This window comes from Bartonella ancashensis (assembly GCF_001281405.1).
GTDB lineage: Bacteria > Pseudomonadota > Alphaproteobacteria > Rhizobiales > Rhizobiaceae > Bartonella > Bartonella ancashensis.
Map to the genome: position 1 here is coordinate 1,409,325 of NZ_CP010401.1, position 16,722 is coordinate 1,426,046.

The following is a 16,722-nucleotide window of genomic DNA, read 5'->3' on the forward strand; positions in this document are numbered from 1 at the left end:
ATGCATCATCTCAGTGAAGCTATTCAAACAACAAAAGAAACCTTAAGCTATAACGGAATTCCTGAAGCTAGCCTTGAAGCAAAACTTCTTGTCAATTGGATCACAAAGACAAACCCTACTGACATAGTTATCAGACCAAATATAAGACTATCCCCTCAACAAACTGCACAGTTAAAAAAAGCCATCAAACAGCGCATTGCTGGAAAACCCCTTTATCGTATCATAGGCACACGAGAATTTTATGGTATCCCCTTTACTCTATCTCGAGATACATTAGAACCAAGATCTGATACAGAAACGTTAGTTGATCTTGTCTTACCCATTCTTCAGCAACATGCAAAACGATTAGAAAATATTATATTTCTTGATATGGGAACGGGGAGTGGTGCTATTGCCGTTGCACTTCTCAAAAACGTCGATAAAACCCACGCTGTAGCCGTTGATATTTCTGAAAATGCTCTAAAAACAGCCGTCAAAAATGCAACTAATGCAAAAATTGCACACCGCTTTACGCCTTTACTCAGCAATTGGTTTAACGCTGTTTCTGGTCAATTTGATCTCATAATTTCTAATCCACCTTATATTCCCCAAAAAGACATAAAAAACCTTGCAAAAGAGGTACGCGACCACGACCCATTACGCGCTCTTATTGGTGGAAAAGATGGCCTTTACTTTTACAAAAAACTTGCTCGTGAATCAATAAACCATCTAAAAGAAGGAGGCCACATCGCCGTAGAAGTAGGTTATTCTCAAAATGAAATAGTTTGTGACATATTTGAACAAAACGGCTTTAAATGTTTAGAAACACGCAAAGACCTCAATAACATTCCTCGCGCACTTCTTTTTTCATTTAATCATTAAAATGCCCAATCCTCATCTGTGGTTGCAACAGCTTTCCCGATAACATAAGAAGAACCCGATCCTGAAAAAAAATCATGATTTTCATCAGAATTGGGCGATAATGCAGACAAAATAGCAGGATTAACCCGACAAACTTCAGGCGGAAAAAGAGGTTCAAAACCTAAATTCATCAACGCCTTGTTGGCATTGTAGTGCAGGAAGATTTTCACATCCTCCGTTAGCCCAATCGTATCGTAAAGATCTTCGGTGTATTTATATTCGATATTATAAAGGTCAAACAACATGTTAAAAGCAAAATCTTTTATCTCCCGCTTACGAACTTCATCAAGTTGTGCAAAACCTAACTGAAATTTATACCCAATATAATAACCATGTATGGCTTCATCACGGATAATAAGCCTAATTAAATCAGCCGTATTGCTTAACTTAGCGCGGCTTGACCAATACATAGGAAGATAAAAACCAGAGTAAAATAAAAAACTCTCAAGAAAAGTTGAAGCAATCTTTTTCCTTAGTGGATCACGTGCTTCATACTGTTCAAGCACTAACTTCGCTTTTTTTTGCAAATAAACATTTTGCTCTGACCATCTAAAAGCATCATCGACATCCACAGTCAAACATAAGGTTGAAAAAATGGAAGAATAAGAACGTGCATGAACCGCTTCCATAAAGGCAATGTTTGTCAAAACAGCTTCTTCATGTTCTGTCACGGCATCAGCCATCAATGAAATAGCCCCTACAGTATTTTGAAGCGTATCAAGCAAAGTGAGCCCTGTAAAAACGCGAATTGTTAATTTTTGCTCATCTTCTGTTAAACTCGACCATGATGGAATATCATTAGAAAGCGGAACCTTCTCTGGTAACCAAAAATTTCCAGTTAAACGATTCCAAACTTCAAGATCCTTCTCATCATGTATTTTATTCCAATTAACCGCACGAACACAAGGATTCTTAGATGTTATCTGTGTCATATGACAATCTCCTACAAACTACACGAAACACAGCCATCAACCTCCGTTCCACTTAGGGCTTTTTGCCGTAGCCGCACGTAATAAATACTCTTTATACCCTTTTTCCATGCATAAATCTGTGCTCGATTAATATCGCGCGTAGTTGCTGTATCTGGAAAAAACAATGTTAGTGAAAGACCTTGATCTACATGCTGTGTAGCCACAGCATAAATATCAATAATTTTTTCAGGACCAATTTCATAAGCATCCTGATAAAAATCTAAATTTGTATTATCCATATAAGGAGCAGGATAATAAACACGACCAATTTTACCTTCTTTTCGGATTTCAATCTTTGAAGCTATCGGATGTATGGAAGAGGTCGAGTAATTAATATAAGAAATGGAACCTGTAGGTGGAACTGCCTGAAGATTGCGATTATAAAGACCGTACTGAGCAATCAATTTCTTAAGCTCTTCCCAATCTTCTTGGCTGGGTATAGCAATGTTATTACGTACAAAAATTTCTCGCACAATTGAAAATTGTGGCTTCCACTCCTTTTCGATATATTTTGTGAAAAAGCTTCCGTCCGCGTAAGCAGATTTCTCAAATCCTGCAAAAGTTTTTTTACGTTCACGTGCGATTATATTAGAAGCACGCAATGCGTGGTATGCTACTGTGTAGAAATAAATATTGGTGAAATCGACAGCCTCTGGCGACCCATAATAAATTCTTTCGCGCGCTAAGAAACCATGCAAATTCATCTGTCCTAAACCAATTGCGTGACTTTCGGAATTTCCTTTGGCAATGGATGGTACACAAGAAATGTTACTCATATCAGAAACAGCTGTAAGAGCACGAATGGCTGTTTCAACAGTTTTCCCAAAATCACTACTTTCCATCGCTTTTGCAATGTTCATTGAACCGAGATTGCAAGAAATATCACTGCCAATAGAACTGTACGATAAATCCCCCTCCAACTCGCTAGCTTCATTCACTTGCAAAATTTCTGAGCATAAATTACTCATGTTAATGCGACCCTCTATCGGATTAACACGGTTAACCGTATCCTCAAATAAAAGGTATGGATACCCTGATTCAAATTGTATCTCGGCCAATGTCTGAAAAAAAGCACGCGCACTGACTTTCTTTTTACGAATCTTCGGATTATCAACAAAAGACCTGTAATGCTCCGTTAAAGAAATATCGCTAAAAGGTTTCCCCATGACCTTCTCAATATCATAAGGCGAAAAAAGGTACATATCCTCATTATTACGTGCAAGCTCAAAAGTAATATCAGGAATGATCACCCCAAGTGATAAAGTTTTAATTCTTACCTTTTCATCGGCATTTTCACGTTTTGTATCCAAAAAACTCATAATATCCAAATGATGAGCATGCAGATAGACAGCACCAGCACCTTGCCGTGCTCCTAATTGATTGGCATAGGAGAATGAATCTTCCAACAATTTCATAACAGGCAAAACACCAGAAGACTGATTTTCTATTTGCTTAATTGGTGCTCCTGCTTCTCGTAAATTAGTCAAACAAAGCGCTACACCTCCCCCACGCTTTGAAAGCTGCAACGCTGAATTAATGGAGCGACCAATCGACTCCATACTATCTTCAACACGCAATAAAAAGCACGATACCAACTCACCTCGTTGCTTCTTCCCTGCATTCAAAAATGTTGGTGTTGCTGGTTGAAAGCGTCCAGTCATAATTTCATCAACACAGCTCATGGCGAAATCCCTATCCCCTTGTGCCAAATATAATGCCACAAGGCAAACACGGTCTTCATAACGCTCAAGGTAACGCTTTCCATCGAAAGTCTTTAATGTGTAACTCGTGTAGTACTTAAACGCACCCAAAAAAGTAGGAAAACGAAACTTAAACGCATAAGCGCGCTTAAAAATTTCCTTTACAAAGGAAAAATCATAAAGCCGAAACAACTCCTCTTCATAGTAACCTTCTTCCATCAAATAATCTATTTTTTCCTTCAAATTATGAAAAAAAACTGTATTCTGATTGACATGCTGAAGGAAGTACTGCCGCGCAGCAAGCCGGTCCATATCAAATTGGATATGACCATTTTCATCATAAAGGTTAAGCATCGCATTTAATGCATGATAATCCGTAATTTGATCCGGCTTTTGCAGCTTCTCTATACCCATTTTTTCCAAAATTCTCTTAATCCCTCTTTAACAAAAACAACATCTTCATCGGTTCCGCGTAACTCAAAATTATAAAGACGAGGCACAAAACACTTTTCTGCAATGATCTTACTCGCCAAACTATAATTGCGACCAAAATTGCGATTGCCACCGCCTATAACCCCACGTATTAATTGGCGATTTTCCAACTCATTCAAGAAGCGAATAACTGGCTTTGGCACAGCCATTCTTCCTTCTCCATCTGCGTAAGTAGGCACAACCAACACATAAGGCTCACGAACCAATACAGGGGGCTTTTTCTTATCAATTTTCAAAGACCTCTGACCAAGCCGACCAACGAAATGCTCGGTATTCCCTGTCACACTTGAATAATAAACAATGAGCCCCATTAGCTACAAAGATTATTGATCATATCTGGTCTAAACCCTGACCAATGGTTATCACCACAAACCACAACAGGAACTTGACGATATCCCAAAGACTGAACAAAATCATAAGCCTGTTCATCACGAGAAATATCAACAACGCGATAGTGGACCCCCTTAGCATCGAAGGCGCGGTAAGTGGCATTACATTGAACGCACGACGGCTTACTGTAAATAGTGACAGGCATTATCTCCAACTTTCATATTTCAAAAAACAACCCTAAAAGAATTAATTTCGATAATTGCAAAACACCCCACATAATTGCAAATACTACATAACGACTTACGGATACTCAAAAACGATAAAAACTATATACAACACACACGCAGGCTAATTTAGACAACGGCAACATGCACCAAACACAGCCTAGATTACTACACTTATTTTCCAAAAAAACAAAAACACCGATGCACAATCATTACCACCAACACACCCCTCCGGAACAACCACCCGCTGTGAGCCTAATCTCTTCGTTGTATTCGAACACTCTCAACACAAAAGCAAAACACCTCTTTCCATGTCCTGCACATCACATAACGGACCTCGAGCCTATAAACAGCCCCTTCCCCTTTGCCAAAACTCTTAGCAAAACTTCTTCTATTACATCAACACAACCCCACTCGCTACCATACAGAAAAACGAAGCTCCACGAAACGCACTCTATACTTTAAAGCACACTCTATAGAATCATTAACTATCATGATGCTATATATAGTATATATATACGTTATTGCGTGCAAGAAAAATTCAAACGCTATTTAAATTTTCCACGACCTTCGCATTACGGGTACAGTAATCCGCTTAAGATAAATACAATAACCTAATATCATTGACAAATGTAACTATATAACATAACTTCACAAGAGGTGGAAACCTCAAATATGGCATGCTCTATGAATTTACACGTCGACAATATAACGTTAGGATATACGAACAGGAAAATTGTAAAGAACTTCTCTGCAGTTATTACTGCAGGCTCGTCTGTTGCAATCATCGGTGATAATGGCGCTGGAAAATCCACGTTTCTTAAGGCCATTGCAGGACTAATCAAACCTATTAGTGGTACGATAACAAAATCAACGAAAAGTCGTATTGCTTACCTTGCTCAACAGTGTGATATCGACAGAACATTTCCAATTAATGTAGAAGAACTTGTTAAAACAGGGCTATGGTTTTTCTGCGGGCTATTAAAAAATCAGGCCCCTTACCAATCTAAAATCCATAATGCACTAGAAACAGTTGGACTTTCTGCATTAAAAAAATCATCACTCGATAAATTATCAAACGGCCAATTGCAACGTGCCCTTTTTGCGCGTATCATCGTGCAGAATTCTGACATTATATTACTCGATGAGCCCTTCAACGGTATCGACCTTAATACTCAAAAAGACCTTCTTTCACTAATTGCTCATTGGCAAAGGCAAGGTCGGACGATACTTACAGCACTGCACGATCCCCTTATAGTACAAAAACATTTCCCTAAAATAATTCAGATTGATAAACAACACGCCTCTTACGAAGAAACAACTCCACTTTTAGAAATGGATGATCATAACACTACACCTCCTTTTATGAGCAATCTTTTTCCTATCAAGCAGCAAAAAAACTATTTCAAAACCAACTTTTCTAGGCAAACTGGATTGTAAGATATGTACGCATTCTTTCTTGCTCCTTTCATTGATTTTCAGTTTATGTTAAACGCTTTAATAGCTTCAATTTTATTAACAATCAGTGCCTGTCCTATTGGAGTATTTTTAGCACTACGTGGTATGAGTTTAACAGGTGACGCCATATCTCATGCCATTCTCCCAGGTGTTGCTATTGCTTTTCTCCTTTTTGGTCTCTCTCTCATACCTATGACAATTGGTGGTATCTTGGCAGGAATCTTTGTCGCGTTAGCAACCGCTTTAATTTCACGCAATAGCGTCCAAAAAGAAGACGCATCGATGGCTGTTTTTTACCTCATTGCACTGGCAGCAGGTGTTACCATCATTTCGATCAAAGGATCAATGATTGATCTTCTCCACCTTTTATTTGGTTCAATCCTTGCGATTGATACACAAAACCTCTGGTTAATTGGCACTATAACCGTGGTAACAGGAAGTAGTGTATGCATTTTTTGGCGTGCTTTTGTGATAGAAAGCCTTGATCCTTTATTCTTTAAGTCGTTTTCTTCATTGGGGAAATATACGCATATATTACTACTCAAACTTATGGTGTGTAATTTAGTCGGCGGTTTTCAATCGCTTGGAACGCTATTGTCTATCGGCATCATGATGATTCCAGCTATCACAGCTCGTTTTTGGTTTGCACGTCTTGGGCCTATCTGTATATTCTCCATCGTTTTCGGAATGATTTCTAGTATATTTGGCCTACTACTATCTTTTCATATGTCAATTCCATCTGGACCAGCTATTATCATGGTTGCGGGATCTATTTACCTTCTTTCCTGTCTTATAAGCCCGTATGGCCTCATTGCGACATGGTTTCCTCGCTTTTCTCATACTTCTACAGAATAAGGAGATAATTATGCATAAACTCACTAAGCAGCTTGCTCTTTTAGGCTTTTTTCCTTTTTCCTTTTTTTCCTACGCACATACAATCAAAACCGTTGTAAGTTTTTCTATTCTTGCAGACATAGTCGGCAATATAGGGGGTAACCACATTTCTGTAACAACCCTTGTCGGTCCTAATGCGAACATTCACACCTACGAACCAACGCCTAGCGATGCACAAATTATAAAACAAGCTGATATTATTTTTATAAATGGACTTCATTTAGAAAATTTTATTGACCGACTCATCAAAGCAAGCGGCACTAAGGCTCCCCTCATAGAAGCAAGTACTAGCATTATCCCCCTTAAAGCAAAAAACCATACTCACAACGCACATCATCATTCTGAAAGCAGTCTAGATCCACATGCTTGGCAAAGCATCACTAATGTAAAAACTTATGTCAAAAATATAGCAACTGCTCTTTGTAAGATAGACCAAAAATCGTGTAAAAATTACAATAAAAATGCCGATGATTATATTCAAAAACTCGATACTAAACAAAAGGCAATTATGGCGCAGATTGCAACTATTCCAGAAAAAAAACGTACAATCATTACATCCCATGATTCTTTCAACTACTTTGCTCACGAGTACGACTTTACCGTGCTTTCTCCTGAAAGTGTCTCAACAGAAATAGAAGCTACCGCAGCAGATGTTGCCAAACTCATTCGGCAGATAAAAGATAAGAACGTTTCCGCGGTGTTTGTTGAAAATATATCTAATCCACGTCTTATTAAGCAAATTTCAAGGGAAACAGGACTTACGATTGGTGGTATTCTTTACTCCGATGCACTATCAGAAAAAAATGGACCGGCTGCAACTTACATCGATATGATACAACATAATATTGATACCATCATCAATTCAATAACAAAAAATCAAAGCACATAATGTAACCTTGTTCTATTTCGATCGTTCCATCACAAACCGCAAAAGTGATTATAGTCTATGATGATAGCAATGGTGAACTTGATATAATCTCTCAATTTTGTTTGACCTTTTCATAGTTCATGTTTAAATGGTCTTGCATTACTCCGGACGGATCCATGCATGAGACTTTCATGAATGATATTGAATGTTAGAATAATTTTTCTTTTGGCTTATTAAGGGGGTAAATTATGGACCGTTTTCGCTTTTTTGCGTTAGTGCTCATTATTACAGCTACCACTGCAACGGTGACTTTTGCTCGAACAGAAATCAGCTTTTGGCATTCTATGGGTGGTGATCTGGGACGGCAGACTGAAAGTTTAGTAAACAGCTTTAATGCAAGCCAATCCGATTATACTGTTGTCCCTTCATTTCGTGGTGAATATGAAGAAACCATGATCTCTCTCATTGCAGCATTTCGTGGAAAACAACAACCGGTTCTTGCCCAAATTTATGAAGTTGGTACTGCAACCATGATGGCTGCAAAAGGGGCTATCTATCCAATTTACAAACTTATGGATGATACAAAACAAGAGTTCGACATTTTAGATTACTTGCCTGCCATCAGTAACTATTATTCTGACACTCAAGGGCGAATGTTCTCTATGCCGTTTAATGCTTCAACACCAATCCTCTTTTATAACAAGGATATTTTCAAAAGAGCAAAGCTTGATCCTGAACTCCCCCCTAAAACATGGGAAGATGTTGAAAATTTTTCAAAACAAATTATTGACAGTGGAGCAGCACGCTGCGGTTTTACAATGGCCTACGCAGCTCAATGGATCGGCTTAGAAAATTTTTCTGCATTTCATGATCTTCCCTTTGGAACGAAAAATAATGGTTTTGATGGTTTTGACTCAGAGCTTACAGTTAATGGCCCCTTGCAGATTCGTATGTGGACAGATCTGAAAAAATGGTCGGATCAAGGAATTTTTCGTTACGGTGGCCCAGCTGGTGCGTTAGACTCAACCCCCATGTTTATGGCACAGGACTGTGCAATCTTCATGCAATCTTCAGGATCACTCAATGGAATTGTTGCAGATGCTCAATTTGATGTTGGATTTGGCATGTTACCTTACTACTCTGACGTGCAGAGTGCACCACAAAATTCAATCATTGGAGGAGCTTCCATATGGGTTTTAGCAGGCCATACAGCTAAAGAATACATGGGAGCAGCGGCTTTTTTAAAATTCCTCTCACAAGCAGCTAACCAAGCAAAATGGCACCAAGAAACAGGGTACTTACCAATTACAAAAACTGCTTATGAATTAAGTAAACAACAGGGTTTCTATGATAAAAATCCAGGAGCTGATATTGCCATTCAGCAAATTAACATCAATTCTCCAACAAAAAATTCTAAGGGGTTAAGATTTGGTAACTTTCCGCAAATTCGCTCTATTCTTGATCAAGAATTAGAATCTGTTCTTAAAGGCTCTAAAACTCCCACAACTGGACTGAATACAGCAGTTAAACGCGGCAACAAGCTTTTACGCGAATTTGAGAGAACTAACCGTTAATTTTACGGTAGTCATTCAATATTAAAAATTTGATTCTAAAAGCTGACTTCCTGATTTTTTCTGACTCTTATTCAAAGAGCGCTGCACATGAATGAAAAATATGCGTATTTTAAAAACAGTTTACTCCCTTACTGGCTACTTTTTCCTCAGCTTACCATAATTTTTTTGTTTTTCCTTTGGCCTGCATCTCAGGCAATAAAGTCGTCTTTTGAGCGCGAGGATCCCTTCGGTTTTACTACAACCTTTATTGGTCTTGAAAATTATGTAACAATTTTATCTGACCCGACTTACGTAAAATCGCTCCTTACAACCATAATATTTTCTGCTATTGTTGCAGCTGTATCTATGACGATATCACTTCTTCTAGCAGTATCTGTTGATCGTACAGTTCATGCAAAAAAAGCGTATACTGTGCTCTTGCTCTGGCCCTATGCTGTTGCTCCTGTATTATCGGGTATATTATGGTTATTTATTTTCCATCCTACTATCGGAATCATCCCTGATATCTTGAAGAAAACAGGCATTATATGGAATTATCGTGTCAACGAAATTCAAGCAATGATTCTCGTCATAATTGCAGCCAGTTGGCAACAAATTTCCTACAATTTTCTTTTTTTCTTTCCGGACTTCAATCAATTCCACGCTCACAGTTGGAGGCAGCAGCAATTGATGGGGCTAGCCCTTTCAAGCGTTTTCTGGACCATAACTTTTCCACAAATTTCACCGACAACCTTCTTCCTCCTTGTGGTTAATACCAATTACGTTATGTTTGATACATTTGGAATCATTGAAAATACAACGTCCGGAGGTCCTGCACGTGCAACAACTACACTCGCTTATAAGATATATGATGATGGTTTTCGAAATCAAATGATTGGTACATCCGCAGCACAATCAGTTATATTGATGTTCATGGTTATTTTCTTAACACTCATCCAATTTCGTTGGATTGAACGTCGCGTGCAATATTAAAGGAAAAACCATGGTTGAAAATCGTCCATTTTTGACGTTTCTAACTCATTTCGTCCTTATTATCGGTATCATCATTATCTTTTTTCCAGTTTATATCGCTATTGTTGCTTCAACTCATAGTTCAAGCGCATTTAACTCTGGAGTTCTTCCTCTTCTTCCAGGTCAATATGGTTTAGAAAATTATAAAACGATTTTTGGTGATGGCCTCACACAACTAGGCCTTCCTCGCCTCTGGCCACTTCTGATGAACTCATTTATTATAGCTCTTGGTATTAGCATTGGAAAAATCAGTATTTCACTTTTGTCTGCTTATGCAATCGTTTATATGCGCTTTCCATTAAGAAAAATCACCTTTTTCCTTATTTTTATTACGTTGATGCTTCCCATAGAAGTCCGTATCATCCCAACATATACAGTAGTTGCACAATTAGATATGACCAACACTTACGGTGGCGTGATCATTCCATTGATTGCATCAGCAACAGCTACCTTTTTATTTCGTCAATTTTTTCTAACTGTACCCGATGAACTTTTGGAAGCTGCCCGCATTGATGGGGCAGGACCATTTAGGTTTTTTAAAGACATTCTCTTACCTCTCAGTAAAAGCAACATATCTTCCCTATTCATCATCATGTTTATTTATGGATGGGTACAATATCTTTGGCCCCTCATAGTTACAACAGATAAAAATCATCAAACTATTCTCATCATTTTAAAGCAGCTTATAATTGAATCACTTCAACATAATCCTCAGTGGAATATTCTTATGGCAGTATCAATTGTTGCAATGCTCCCACCCATTATAATTGTCGTCTTCATGCACAAACTTTTTATCAAAGGTCTCATTGAAACAGAGAAATAACCGTGGCTATAATCCAATTATTCAATATAAAAAAACAATATGACAATGATACTTTGGTCATTAATGATTTAAATTTAAATATTTTTGATGGTGAATTTCTTGTTATTGTGGGTCCTTCAGGATGCGGAAAATCAACCTTATTGCGCATCATTTCTGGCCTTGAGAAAATTACTTCAGGTGAGATCTATATTGACAATGAATGTGTTAATAACCGCGAACCTGCGGATCGTGACATTGCAATGGTTTTCCAAAACTATGCGCTATACCCGCATATGACTGTGTGCGGGAACTTAGAATATGGTCTTAAGAACCGTAAAACACCTAGAGAAGAAATCAATAAGCGTATTACACATGCTGCAAAACTTTTGGATATAGAACAATTTCTCGAAAGAAAACCGAGACAGTTATCGGGGGGACAACGTCAACGTGTTGCAATGGGGCGTGCAATTGTTCGCCAACCGCGTATCTTTCTCTTTGATGAACCGCTTTCAAATCTTGATGCAAAACTGCGTGCTCACATGTGTATTGAAATCAAGAAATTACAACGTTCATTAAAAACAACAAGCCTTTATGTTACTCATGACCAATTAGAGGCAATGACGTTAGCTGATAGAATAGTCGTTATGAATAAAGGATCCATAGAACAAATTGGGACTCCAACAGAAATTTATGACTACCCTGAAACAATCTTTGTTGCAGATTTTGTTGGTTCTCCTCCTATGAATTTTGTTGATCGTCATATCCTAGAGCAATCCTCAAATCTTTTACTTTCTTACAGCAAAGAAACTGATCTTTTAGCGTTTAGACCAGAAAAAATTTTATTGGGAGAATATCCTAATAAGGGCCTCGTTTTTCATACGCATATTGAACTGATTAAACCTATAGGTGTAGGGTGCCAGGTTTTAACATGTTGGAATAATATTCTCCTTACTATTGACATGAAAGAACGCATTACAGCAGACTATGGGCAAACTTTAAGTTTTACCGTTTCTTATGAAAATTTTCATACTTTTAATAAAAAAACGGGAAAACGCACGTAACCGGCTTAAGTAAAATCTTAGATCCTAGACAACCATGTCCATTAGTGAAAAAGTCTCATTACACATTCTTTATTGTGCCTCAGAACGACTGTCATATCCCTACATATCAAAAAATATCTGCTATTTTTTTGAACGCAATTTCAGGGCAAGGTCAGGTTGGTCCGTTGTGATGTAGTGCACAGGCATATCCAACCAATATGATAAACGCGCTACTCCATTTATGGTCCATACACCTACGGTAAATCCAGCATTTAGTGCAGATTCAATAAAACCATGAGATACAATTGAACCATCCAAGCTTAACTCGGAATATCCTAATTTTTTCCATTGAGAAAAGTGATGCGTCATGTCACCTTCAAAATGATCAATACATGGACCAGATGGAATTCCTTCCTCAATGAAAGGAACAAGGCTAACAGCATCAAAACTAATTGCCGAAACACGCTCTGTTAAATTTCTTTTACGAATCAATTCAAGTGCTCTCTGAGATAAAGCACTCTCATTATCAGGCTGACCACGTGTTTTAATCTCAAGGCGAAGAGAAACATTCGTTGGAACAAGAAGATCGAGAACTTCTTCTAATAAAGGAGGAGGTTCTGTACTTCCCTTTACATGCATCTTCTTGCGCATTTCATTATCAATATTGTGAATATATTCTTTTTGCCCAACTAATTGTTCAAGATAAAAATCGTGAAATACAACCACCTCTCCACTTTTCAAAAGATGAACATCACATTCAATTTCATCAACTTCCATTTCAACTGCATGACGAAAAGCTGACAGCGTATTTTCAGAATAGAAATTTGTTCCACCACGATGAGCAACAATCTTTGGCTTATGCATACACAATTTCATACCTCAAGATTTTATCAACTAAAACAAAGTAAAACGATGATTTGGTGACCAATATAAACCCACATACTTCCAAAGAGAAACCTCTTTCCAAATAATTCTCAAAAAAAAGCGGTTATGCTCAATCATTCCCACTCAATGGTGCCAGGAGGTTTTGAAGTCACATCATAAACAACACGATTAATACCTCGAACCTCGTTGATAATACGTGCAGCTATTTTACCTAAAAAATCCATATTATATGGATAAAAATCAGCAGTCATACCATCTACAGATATTACAGCACGGAGAGCACAGACAAACTCATAGGTACGCCCATCTCCCATAACACCAACAGTTTGAACAGGAAGAAGAACAGCAAAGGCCTGCCAGATTTTATCGTAAAGCCCAGCTTTACGAATTTCATCGAGATAAATTGCATCAGCTTCACGCAAGATTGCTAACTTACCATGTGTAATTTCCCCTGGACACCGAATTGCAAGACCTGGGCCTGGAAAAGGATGACGACCTATAAACTCTTCAGGCAACCCTAATTCTCTCCCTAGTGCACGAACATCATCCTTGAATAACTCACGCAACGGCTCTACAAGTTTCATATTCATTTGTTCCGGCAACCCTCCTACATTGTGGTGGCTCTTAATTGTCAGCGTCTCACCAATGGCTGAAACACTCTCAATAACATCTGGATAAAGCGTTCCTTGCGCTAAAAATTCTGCACCACCTATTTTTCTCATTTCTTCTTCAAAAATTTCAATGAAGAGACGACCGATTATTTTACGCTTTTTCTCTGGATCCACTTCACCTTTTAATGCATTGATAAATATTTCTGCGGCATTAACGTGCCTAAGTGCTATATTGTAGTGGTCTCGAAAAAGTTTAAGGACTTCTTCCGCTTCATTTTTGCGCATTAATCCATGATCTACGAAAACACATGTTAGCTGATCTCCTATCGCTTCGTGAAGTAACACAGCTGTAACTGACGAATCAACACCACCAGAAAGGCCGCAAATTACACGGCTCTTTCCAACTTTTTTACGTATCTCAATGATAGCTTGATCACGGTAAGCAGCCATAGACCAATCTCTTTTTAGACCAGATATTTTACAAACAAAATTCTGTAAGATTCTTTCTCCATCTAATGTATGGACAACTTCTGGATGAAACTGCACTGCATAAAAGTGTCTTTTTTCATCAGCGATAATAGCATAAGGTGCGCCTTTTGATGTTCCAATTACGCGAAATCCATCTGGCAAAACTGTCACGTAATCACCATGACTCATCCACACCTGCGGAGATGATCCTTTTTCCCAAATCCCCTCAATAAGAGCGCTTTCCTCTTTTATTGCTAAGGACGTACGCCCATATTCATGTTCAGACCCAACTTCAACTTTTCCACCAAGCTGAACACACATAACGTGTTCACCATAACAAATACCAAGAACTGGAACACCCGCTTTAAAAACCTCCATAGGAGCACGCGGAGATCCTTCATCAATAACTGAATGGGGACTCCCTGATAAAATTATGGCCTTAGGATTTATCCGCTTAATTGCTTCCAAAGACCGTTGAAAAGGAACAATTTCAGAGTACACACCTATCGCTCGCACCCGTCGAGCTATCAGTTGTGTAAATTGCGAACCAAAATCAATAATAAGGACCGTATCTGAACGTAATGTATACATAAAAAAACCAATCAATAATAGCAAAATAGCAAACGTTCTCTCCCCCTTACTATTTAATCATTCCTATTTCAACAAGGCCATTGTTGCAAGAAAAGTACTGTTTTAGTGAAATTCCTGATAAAAATGCAAAAAAATAGATCTCAACACCCTTTCTGCAAAATAGATAAAAAGAAGCCGTCTGTTTGTGTCACCGCCGGAGATAAAGTCAAACCGTGTTTTGAAAATGTCGGCTGCACACCTGAAGAACCAAAATGCCGTTGCCAAAGTGCCTTCATATCAACTGGATAAAAAACAGGATACCGCTTAAGAAAATAAGAAATTTGTTCTTCATTCTCACTGATAAGAAGAGAACACGTCATATACACTAGACGGCCACCCTGTTTAAGATAGTTAAGAGATGAATTTAAAATGGCACACTGTTCAGCTTGACGCCGCTTTACTTGCTCTGGTGTCAAGCGCCATTTCGCATCTGGACGGCGACGCCATGTTCCTGTACCACTGCATGGTGTATCCAATACAACAATGTCCATCTGCCCGATTAACGGTTTCAACTCCTCTGTATGCCCCCGAATTTGCACATTACGGACGCCTGCTCGCCGAAGACGATCAAAAATAGGAACCAAGCGAGTCTTATCAGAATCATAAGCGTAAATCTGCCCCTTATTACCCATATGAGCAGCCAAAGCCAGTGTCTTGCCACCAGCTCCTGCACAATAATCTAATAACTGCATCCCCGCTTTTGCCTCTACAAGACAAGAAATAATCTGAGATCCTAAATCTTGAATTTCAAAAAATCCCCTTTGAAAAGACGGCTCAACTTGAACGTTTGGATGGCGGCTTAATTTTTCAATAGGTGCAATTCGTAACGCTTGCGAAAACCATGGTAGAGCGTAAGCTTTTACTTTAGATAATTCTTTGCTTACCTTCTCCGGTGTTGCTTTTAAGCTATTTACACGCAAATCCAATGAAGGACGTGTTGCCAAAGCAGCTGCTTCAACAACCCAATTATCTGAAAACAAAAAAGAAAAATGTGTCTTACACCACTGAGGAATATCACCCCGAATATAATCTGGAGCATCACGTAACGAACGTTCTTCCCACAATTTACGCTGCTTAGGTTCTGGTAGATGAGGCGCGAATCGATCTCCTTCCAAAGATTTTTCAACTTGTTCAATAGTCATCCCCCCAAAATCCAAAAGGGCTCCAAAAGCTAAATCCCGAACATTACTGCTATCCATACGCCACTGTAATGAATGACGTCGTCTCAGGGCATCATAAACAATGTTACCAATTGCTGCACGATCACTTACTCCGGCAAAGCGATGAGAAAGCCCCCAATCTTTCAAAGATTCATTTGCAGGACGATGTTGCATTTCTACTTCTTTGAGAATATCTATCGCTGCCTGTAAACGCCCACCCAATCGCATTCATTCATCCTTTTCTAAATTTATAAAATTGATACACAAACAAAAACAATAATGAGCACATTTATTGCCCATATTACCATCAAATTAAACATTGAAAATTGAATATTTTTAACACTTTAATACGAATTTTTTAAAAAAACTATTGAATTAGAAAAAACAGAATTACCTCTAATATACAAAGCCATAAATAAAAATAGCATTATGCAAAACCCGCATATTTTCCTAATAAATCTATCAATTTATGAAAAATTTATACAATGAGCTGGTACACAATTATTAGTGTTTAAGTAGCGTATTTTTCTACGAAATTTATATCCCTTAATCATTCACTTATGGATAATTCCCACCACATTGAAACATATAATTTCAACTCTTAAACTAAAATAATCTTCTAAGGTTTATCATTCTAGCTACAAACCGACGAGAATAATACTCGCACTCTAGATCCATGAGAAACAAACGACCAAGAAGAAAAC

The 16,722-nt window shown here is 38.2% G+C and carries 14 protein-coding genes and 1 pseudogene; 8 read left to right on the plus strand and 7 right to left on the minus strand.

Annotated elements, in window-relative coordinates:
- Complete coding sequence (prmC, locus tag PU02_RS06195; RefSeq protein ID WP_053944544.1) at window positions 1-861, plus strand: peptide chain release factor N(5)-glutamine methyltransferase; 861 nt, start codon at window positions 1-3, stop codon at window positions 859-861.
- On the opposite strand, the gene nrdF is transcribed toward prmC, so the two are convergent.
- From nrdF to nrdH, 4 genes are read right to left on the minus strand one after another with little or no spacing between them, the layout of a single operon-like run.
- Window positions 858-1,832: a class 1b ribonucleoside-diphosphate reductase subunit beta gene (gene nrdF / locus PU02_RS06200; RefSeq protein ID WP_053944545.1), complete on the minus strand. Its 975-nt coding sequence runs from the start codon at window positions 1,830-1,832 to the stop codon at window positions 858-860. The genes prmC and nrdF overlap by 4 nt on opposite strands.
- Window positions 1,833-1,843: 11 nt before the next feature.
- On the minus strand, window positions 1,844-3,994 hold the full coding sequence (gene nrdE, locus PU02_RS06205; RefSeq protein ID WP_053944546.1) for a class 1b ribonucleoside-diphosphate reductase subunit alpha: 2,151 nt from the start codon (window positions 3,992-3,994) through the stop codon (window positions 1,844-1,846).
- The gene (gene nrdI / locus PU02_RS06210) at window positions 3,976-4,374 is read right to left on the minus strand and encodes a class Ib ribonucleoside-diphosphate reductase assembly flavoprotein NrdI (protein WP_053944547.1); all 399 of its coding nucleotides are present in this window, start codon (window positions 4,372-4,374) and stop codon (window positions 3,976-3,978) included. Before nrdI ends, nrdE begins: the two co-directional genes overlap by 19 nt.
- On the minus strand, window positions 4,374-4,598 hold the full coding sequence (nrdH, locus tag PU02_RS06215; RefSeq protein WP_053944548.1) for a glutaredoxin-like protein NrdH: 225 nt from the start codon (window positions 4,596-4,598) through the stop codon (window positions 4,374-4,376). Before nrdH ends, nrdI begins: the two co-directional genes overlap by 1 nt.
- A gap of 706 nt (window positions 4,599-5,304) precedes the next feature.
- Here nrdH and PU02_RS06220 point away from each other — a divergent pair.
- From PU02_RS06220 to PU02_RS06250, 7 genes and pseudogenes are all read left to right on the plus strand, one after another.
- On the plus strand, window positions 5,305-6,057 hold the full coding sequence (locus PU02_RS06220) for an ABC transporter ATP-binding protein (protein WP_053944692.1): 753 nt from the start codon (window positions 5,305-5,307) through the stop codon (window positions 6,055-6,057).
- A gap of 3 nt (window positions 6,058-6,060) precedes the next feature.
- Window positions 6,061-6,930, plus strand: coding sequence for a metal ABC transporter permease (locus PU02_RS06225; protein WP_053944549.1), 870 nt, complete (start codon window positions 6,061-6,063; stop codon window positions 6,928-6,930).
- A 10-nt stretch (window positions 6,931-6,940) separates the two neighbouring features.
- Window positions 6,941-7,858, plus strand: coding sequence for a metal ABC transporter solute-binding protein, Zn/Mn family (locus PU02_RS06230; RefSeq protein WP_053944550.1), 918 nt, complete (start codon window positions 6,941-6,943; stop codon window positions 7,856-7,858).
- Between the two features lie 227 nt (window positions 7,859-8,085).
- Window positions 8,086-9,411 carry a sn-glycerol-3-phosphate ABC transporter substrate-binding protein UgpB gene (gene ugpB / locus PU02_RS06235; protein ID WP_053944551.1) on the plus strand — a complete coding sequence of 442 codons (1,326 nt, stop codon included), beginning with the start codon at window positions 8,086-8,088 and terminating at the stop codon, window positions 9,409-9,411.
- An 87-nt stretch (window positions 9,412-9,498) separates the two neighbouring features.
- Window positions 9,499-10,383 (plus strand): annotated as a pseudogene (ugpA, locus tag PU02_RS06240) (sn-glycerol-3-phosphate ABC transporter permease UgpA).
- A 10-nt stretch (window positions 10,384-10,393) separates the two neighbouring features.
- Complete coding sequence (gene ugpE / locus PU02_RS06245) at window positions 10,394-11,245, plus strand: sn-glycerol-3-phosphate ABC transporter permease UgpE (RefSeq protein ID WP_053944552.1); 852 nt, start codon at window positions 10,394-10,396, stop codon at window positions 11,243-11,245.
- 2 nt (window positions 11,246-11,247) lie between these two features.
- Window positions 11,248-12,285, plus strand: coding sequence for a sn-glycerol-3-phosphate import ATP-binding protein UgpC (locus tag PU02_RS06250; protein ID WP_053944553.1), 1,038 nt, complete (start codon window positions 11,248-11,250; stop codon window positions 12,283-12,285).
- Window positions 12,286-12,405: 120 nt separating this feature from the next.
- Here PU02_RS06250 and PU02_RS06255 read toward each other — a convergent pair whose 3' ends face one another.
- The 3 genes from PU02_RS06255 to PU02_RS06265 form a co-directional block, all read right to left on the minus strand.
- Window positions 12,406-13,128, minus strand: a complete 723-nt coding sequence (locus PU02_RS06255) for a glycerophosphodiester phosphodiesterase (RefSeq protein WP_053944554.1) — start codon at window positions 13,126-13,128, stop codon at window positions 12,406-12,408.
- A 134-nt stretch (window positions 13,129-13,262) separates the two neighbouring features.
- Window positions 13,263-14,819 carry a glutamine-hydrolyzing GMP synthase gene (gene guaA / locus PU02_RS06260; RefSeq protein ID WP_053944693.1) on the minus strand — a complete coding sequence of 519 codons (1,557 nt, stop codon included), beginning with the start codon at window positions 14,817-14,819 and terminating at the stop codon, window positions 13,263-13,265.
- A 140-nt stretch (window positions 14,820-14,959) separates the two neighbouring features.
- Window positions 14,960-16,246, minus strand: coding sequence for an RsmB/NOP family class I SAM-dependent RNA methyltransferase (locus tag PU02_RS06265; RefSeq protein WP_053944555.1), 1,287 nt, complete (start codon window positions 16,244-16,246; stop codon window positions 14,960-14,962).
- Window positions 16,247-16,722: the final 476 nt, after the last annotated feature.

Excerpts from the sequence above, each read along its gene's own strand:
- prmC (WP_053944544.1), top strand. The coding sequence starts at position 1 with ATGCATCATCTCAGTGAAGCTATTCAAACAACAAAAGAAACCTTAAGC.
- ugpB (WP_053944551.1), top strand. The coding sequence starts at position 8,086 with ATGGACCGTTTTCGCTTTTTTGCGTTAGTGCTCATTATTACAGCTACC.
- nrdI (WP_053944547.1), bottom strand. The coding sequence starts at position 4,374 with ATGGGGCTCATTGTTTATTATTCAAGTGTGACAGGGAATACCGAGCAT.
- PU02_RS06225 (WP_053944549.1), top strand. The coding sequence starts at position 6,061 with ATGTACGCATTCTTTCTTGCTCCTTTCATTGATTTTCAGTTTATGTTA.
- PU02_RS06220 (WP_053944692.1), top strand. The coding sequence starts at position 5,305 with ATGAATTTACACGTCGACAATATAACGTTAGGATATACGAACAGGAAA.
- nrdF (WP_053944545.1), bottom strand. The coding sequence starts at position 1,832 with ATGACACAGATAACATCTAAGAATCCTTGTGTTCGTGCGGTTAATTGG.
- PU02_RS06265 (WP_053944555.1), bottom strand. The coding sequence starts at position 16,246 with ATGCGATTGGGTGGGCGTTTACAGGCAGCGATAGATATTCTCAAAGAA.
- ugpE (WP_053944552.1), top strand. The coding sequence starts at position 10,394 with ATGGTTGAAAATCGTCCATTTTTGACGTTTCTAACTCATTTCGTCCTT.
- PU02_RS06255 (WP_053944554.1), bottom strand. The coding sequence starts at position 13,128 with ATGCATAAGCCAAAGATTGTTGCTCATCGTGGTGGAACAAATTTCTAT.
- guaA (WP_053944693.1), bottom strand. The coding sequence starts at position 14,819 with ATGTATACATTACGTTCAGATACGGTCCTTATTATTGATTTTGGTTCG.
- PU02_RS06230 (WP_053944550.1), top strand. The coding sequence starts at position 6,941 with ATGCATAAACTCACTAAGCAGCTTGCTCTTTTAGGCTTTTTTCCTTTT.
- nrdH (WP_053944548.1), bottom strand. The coding sequence starts at position 4,598 with ATGCCTGTCACTATTTACAGTAAGCCGTCGTGCGTTCAATGTAATGCC.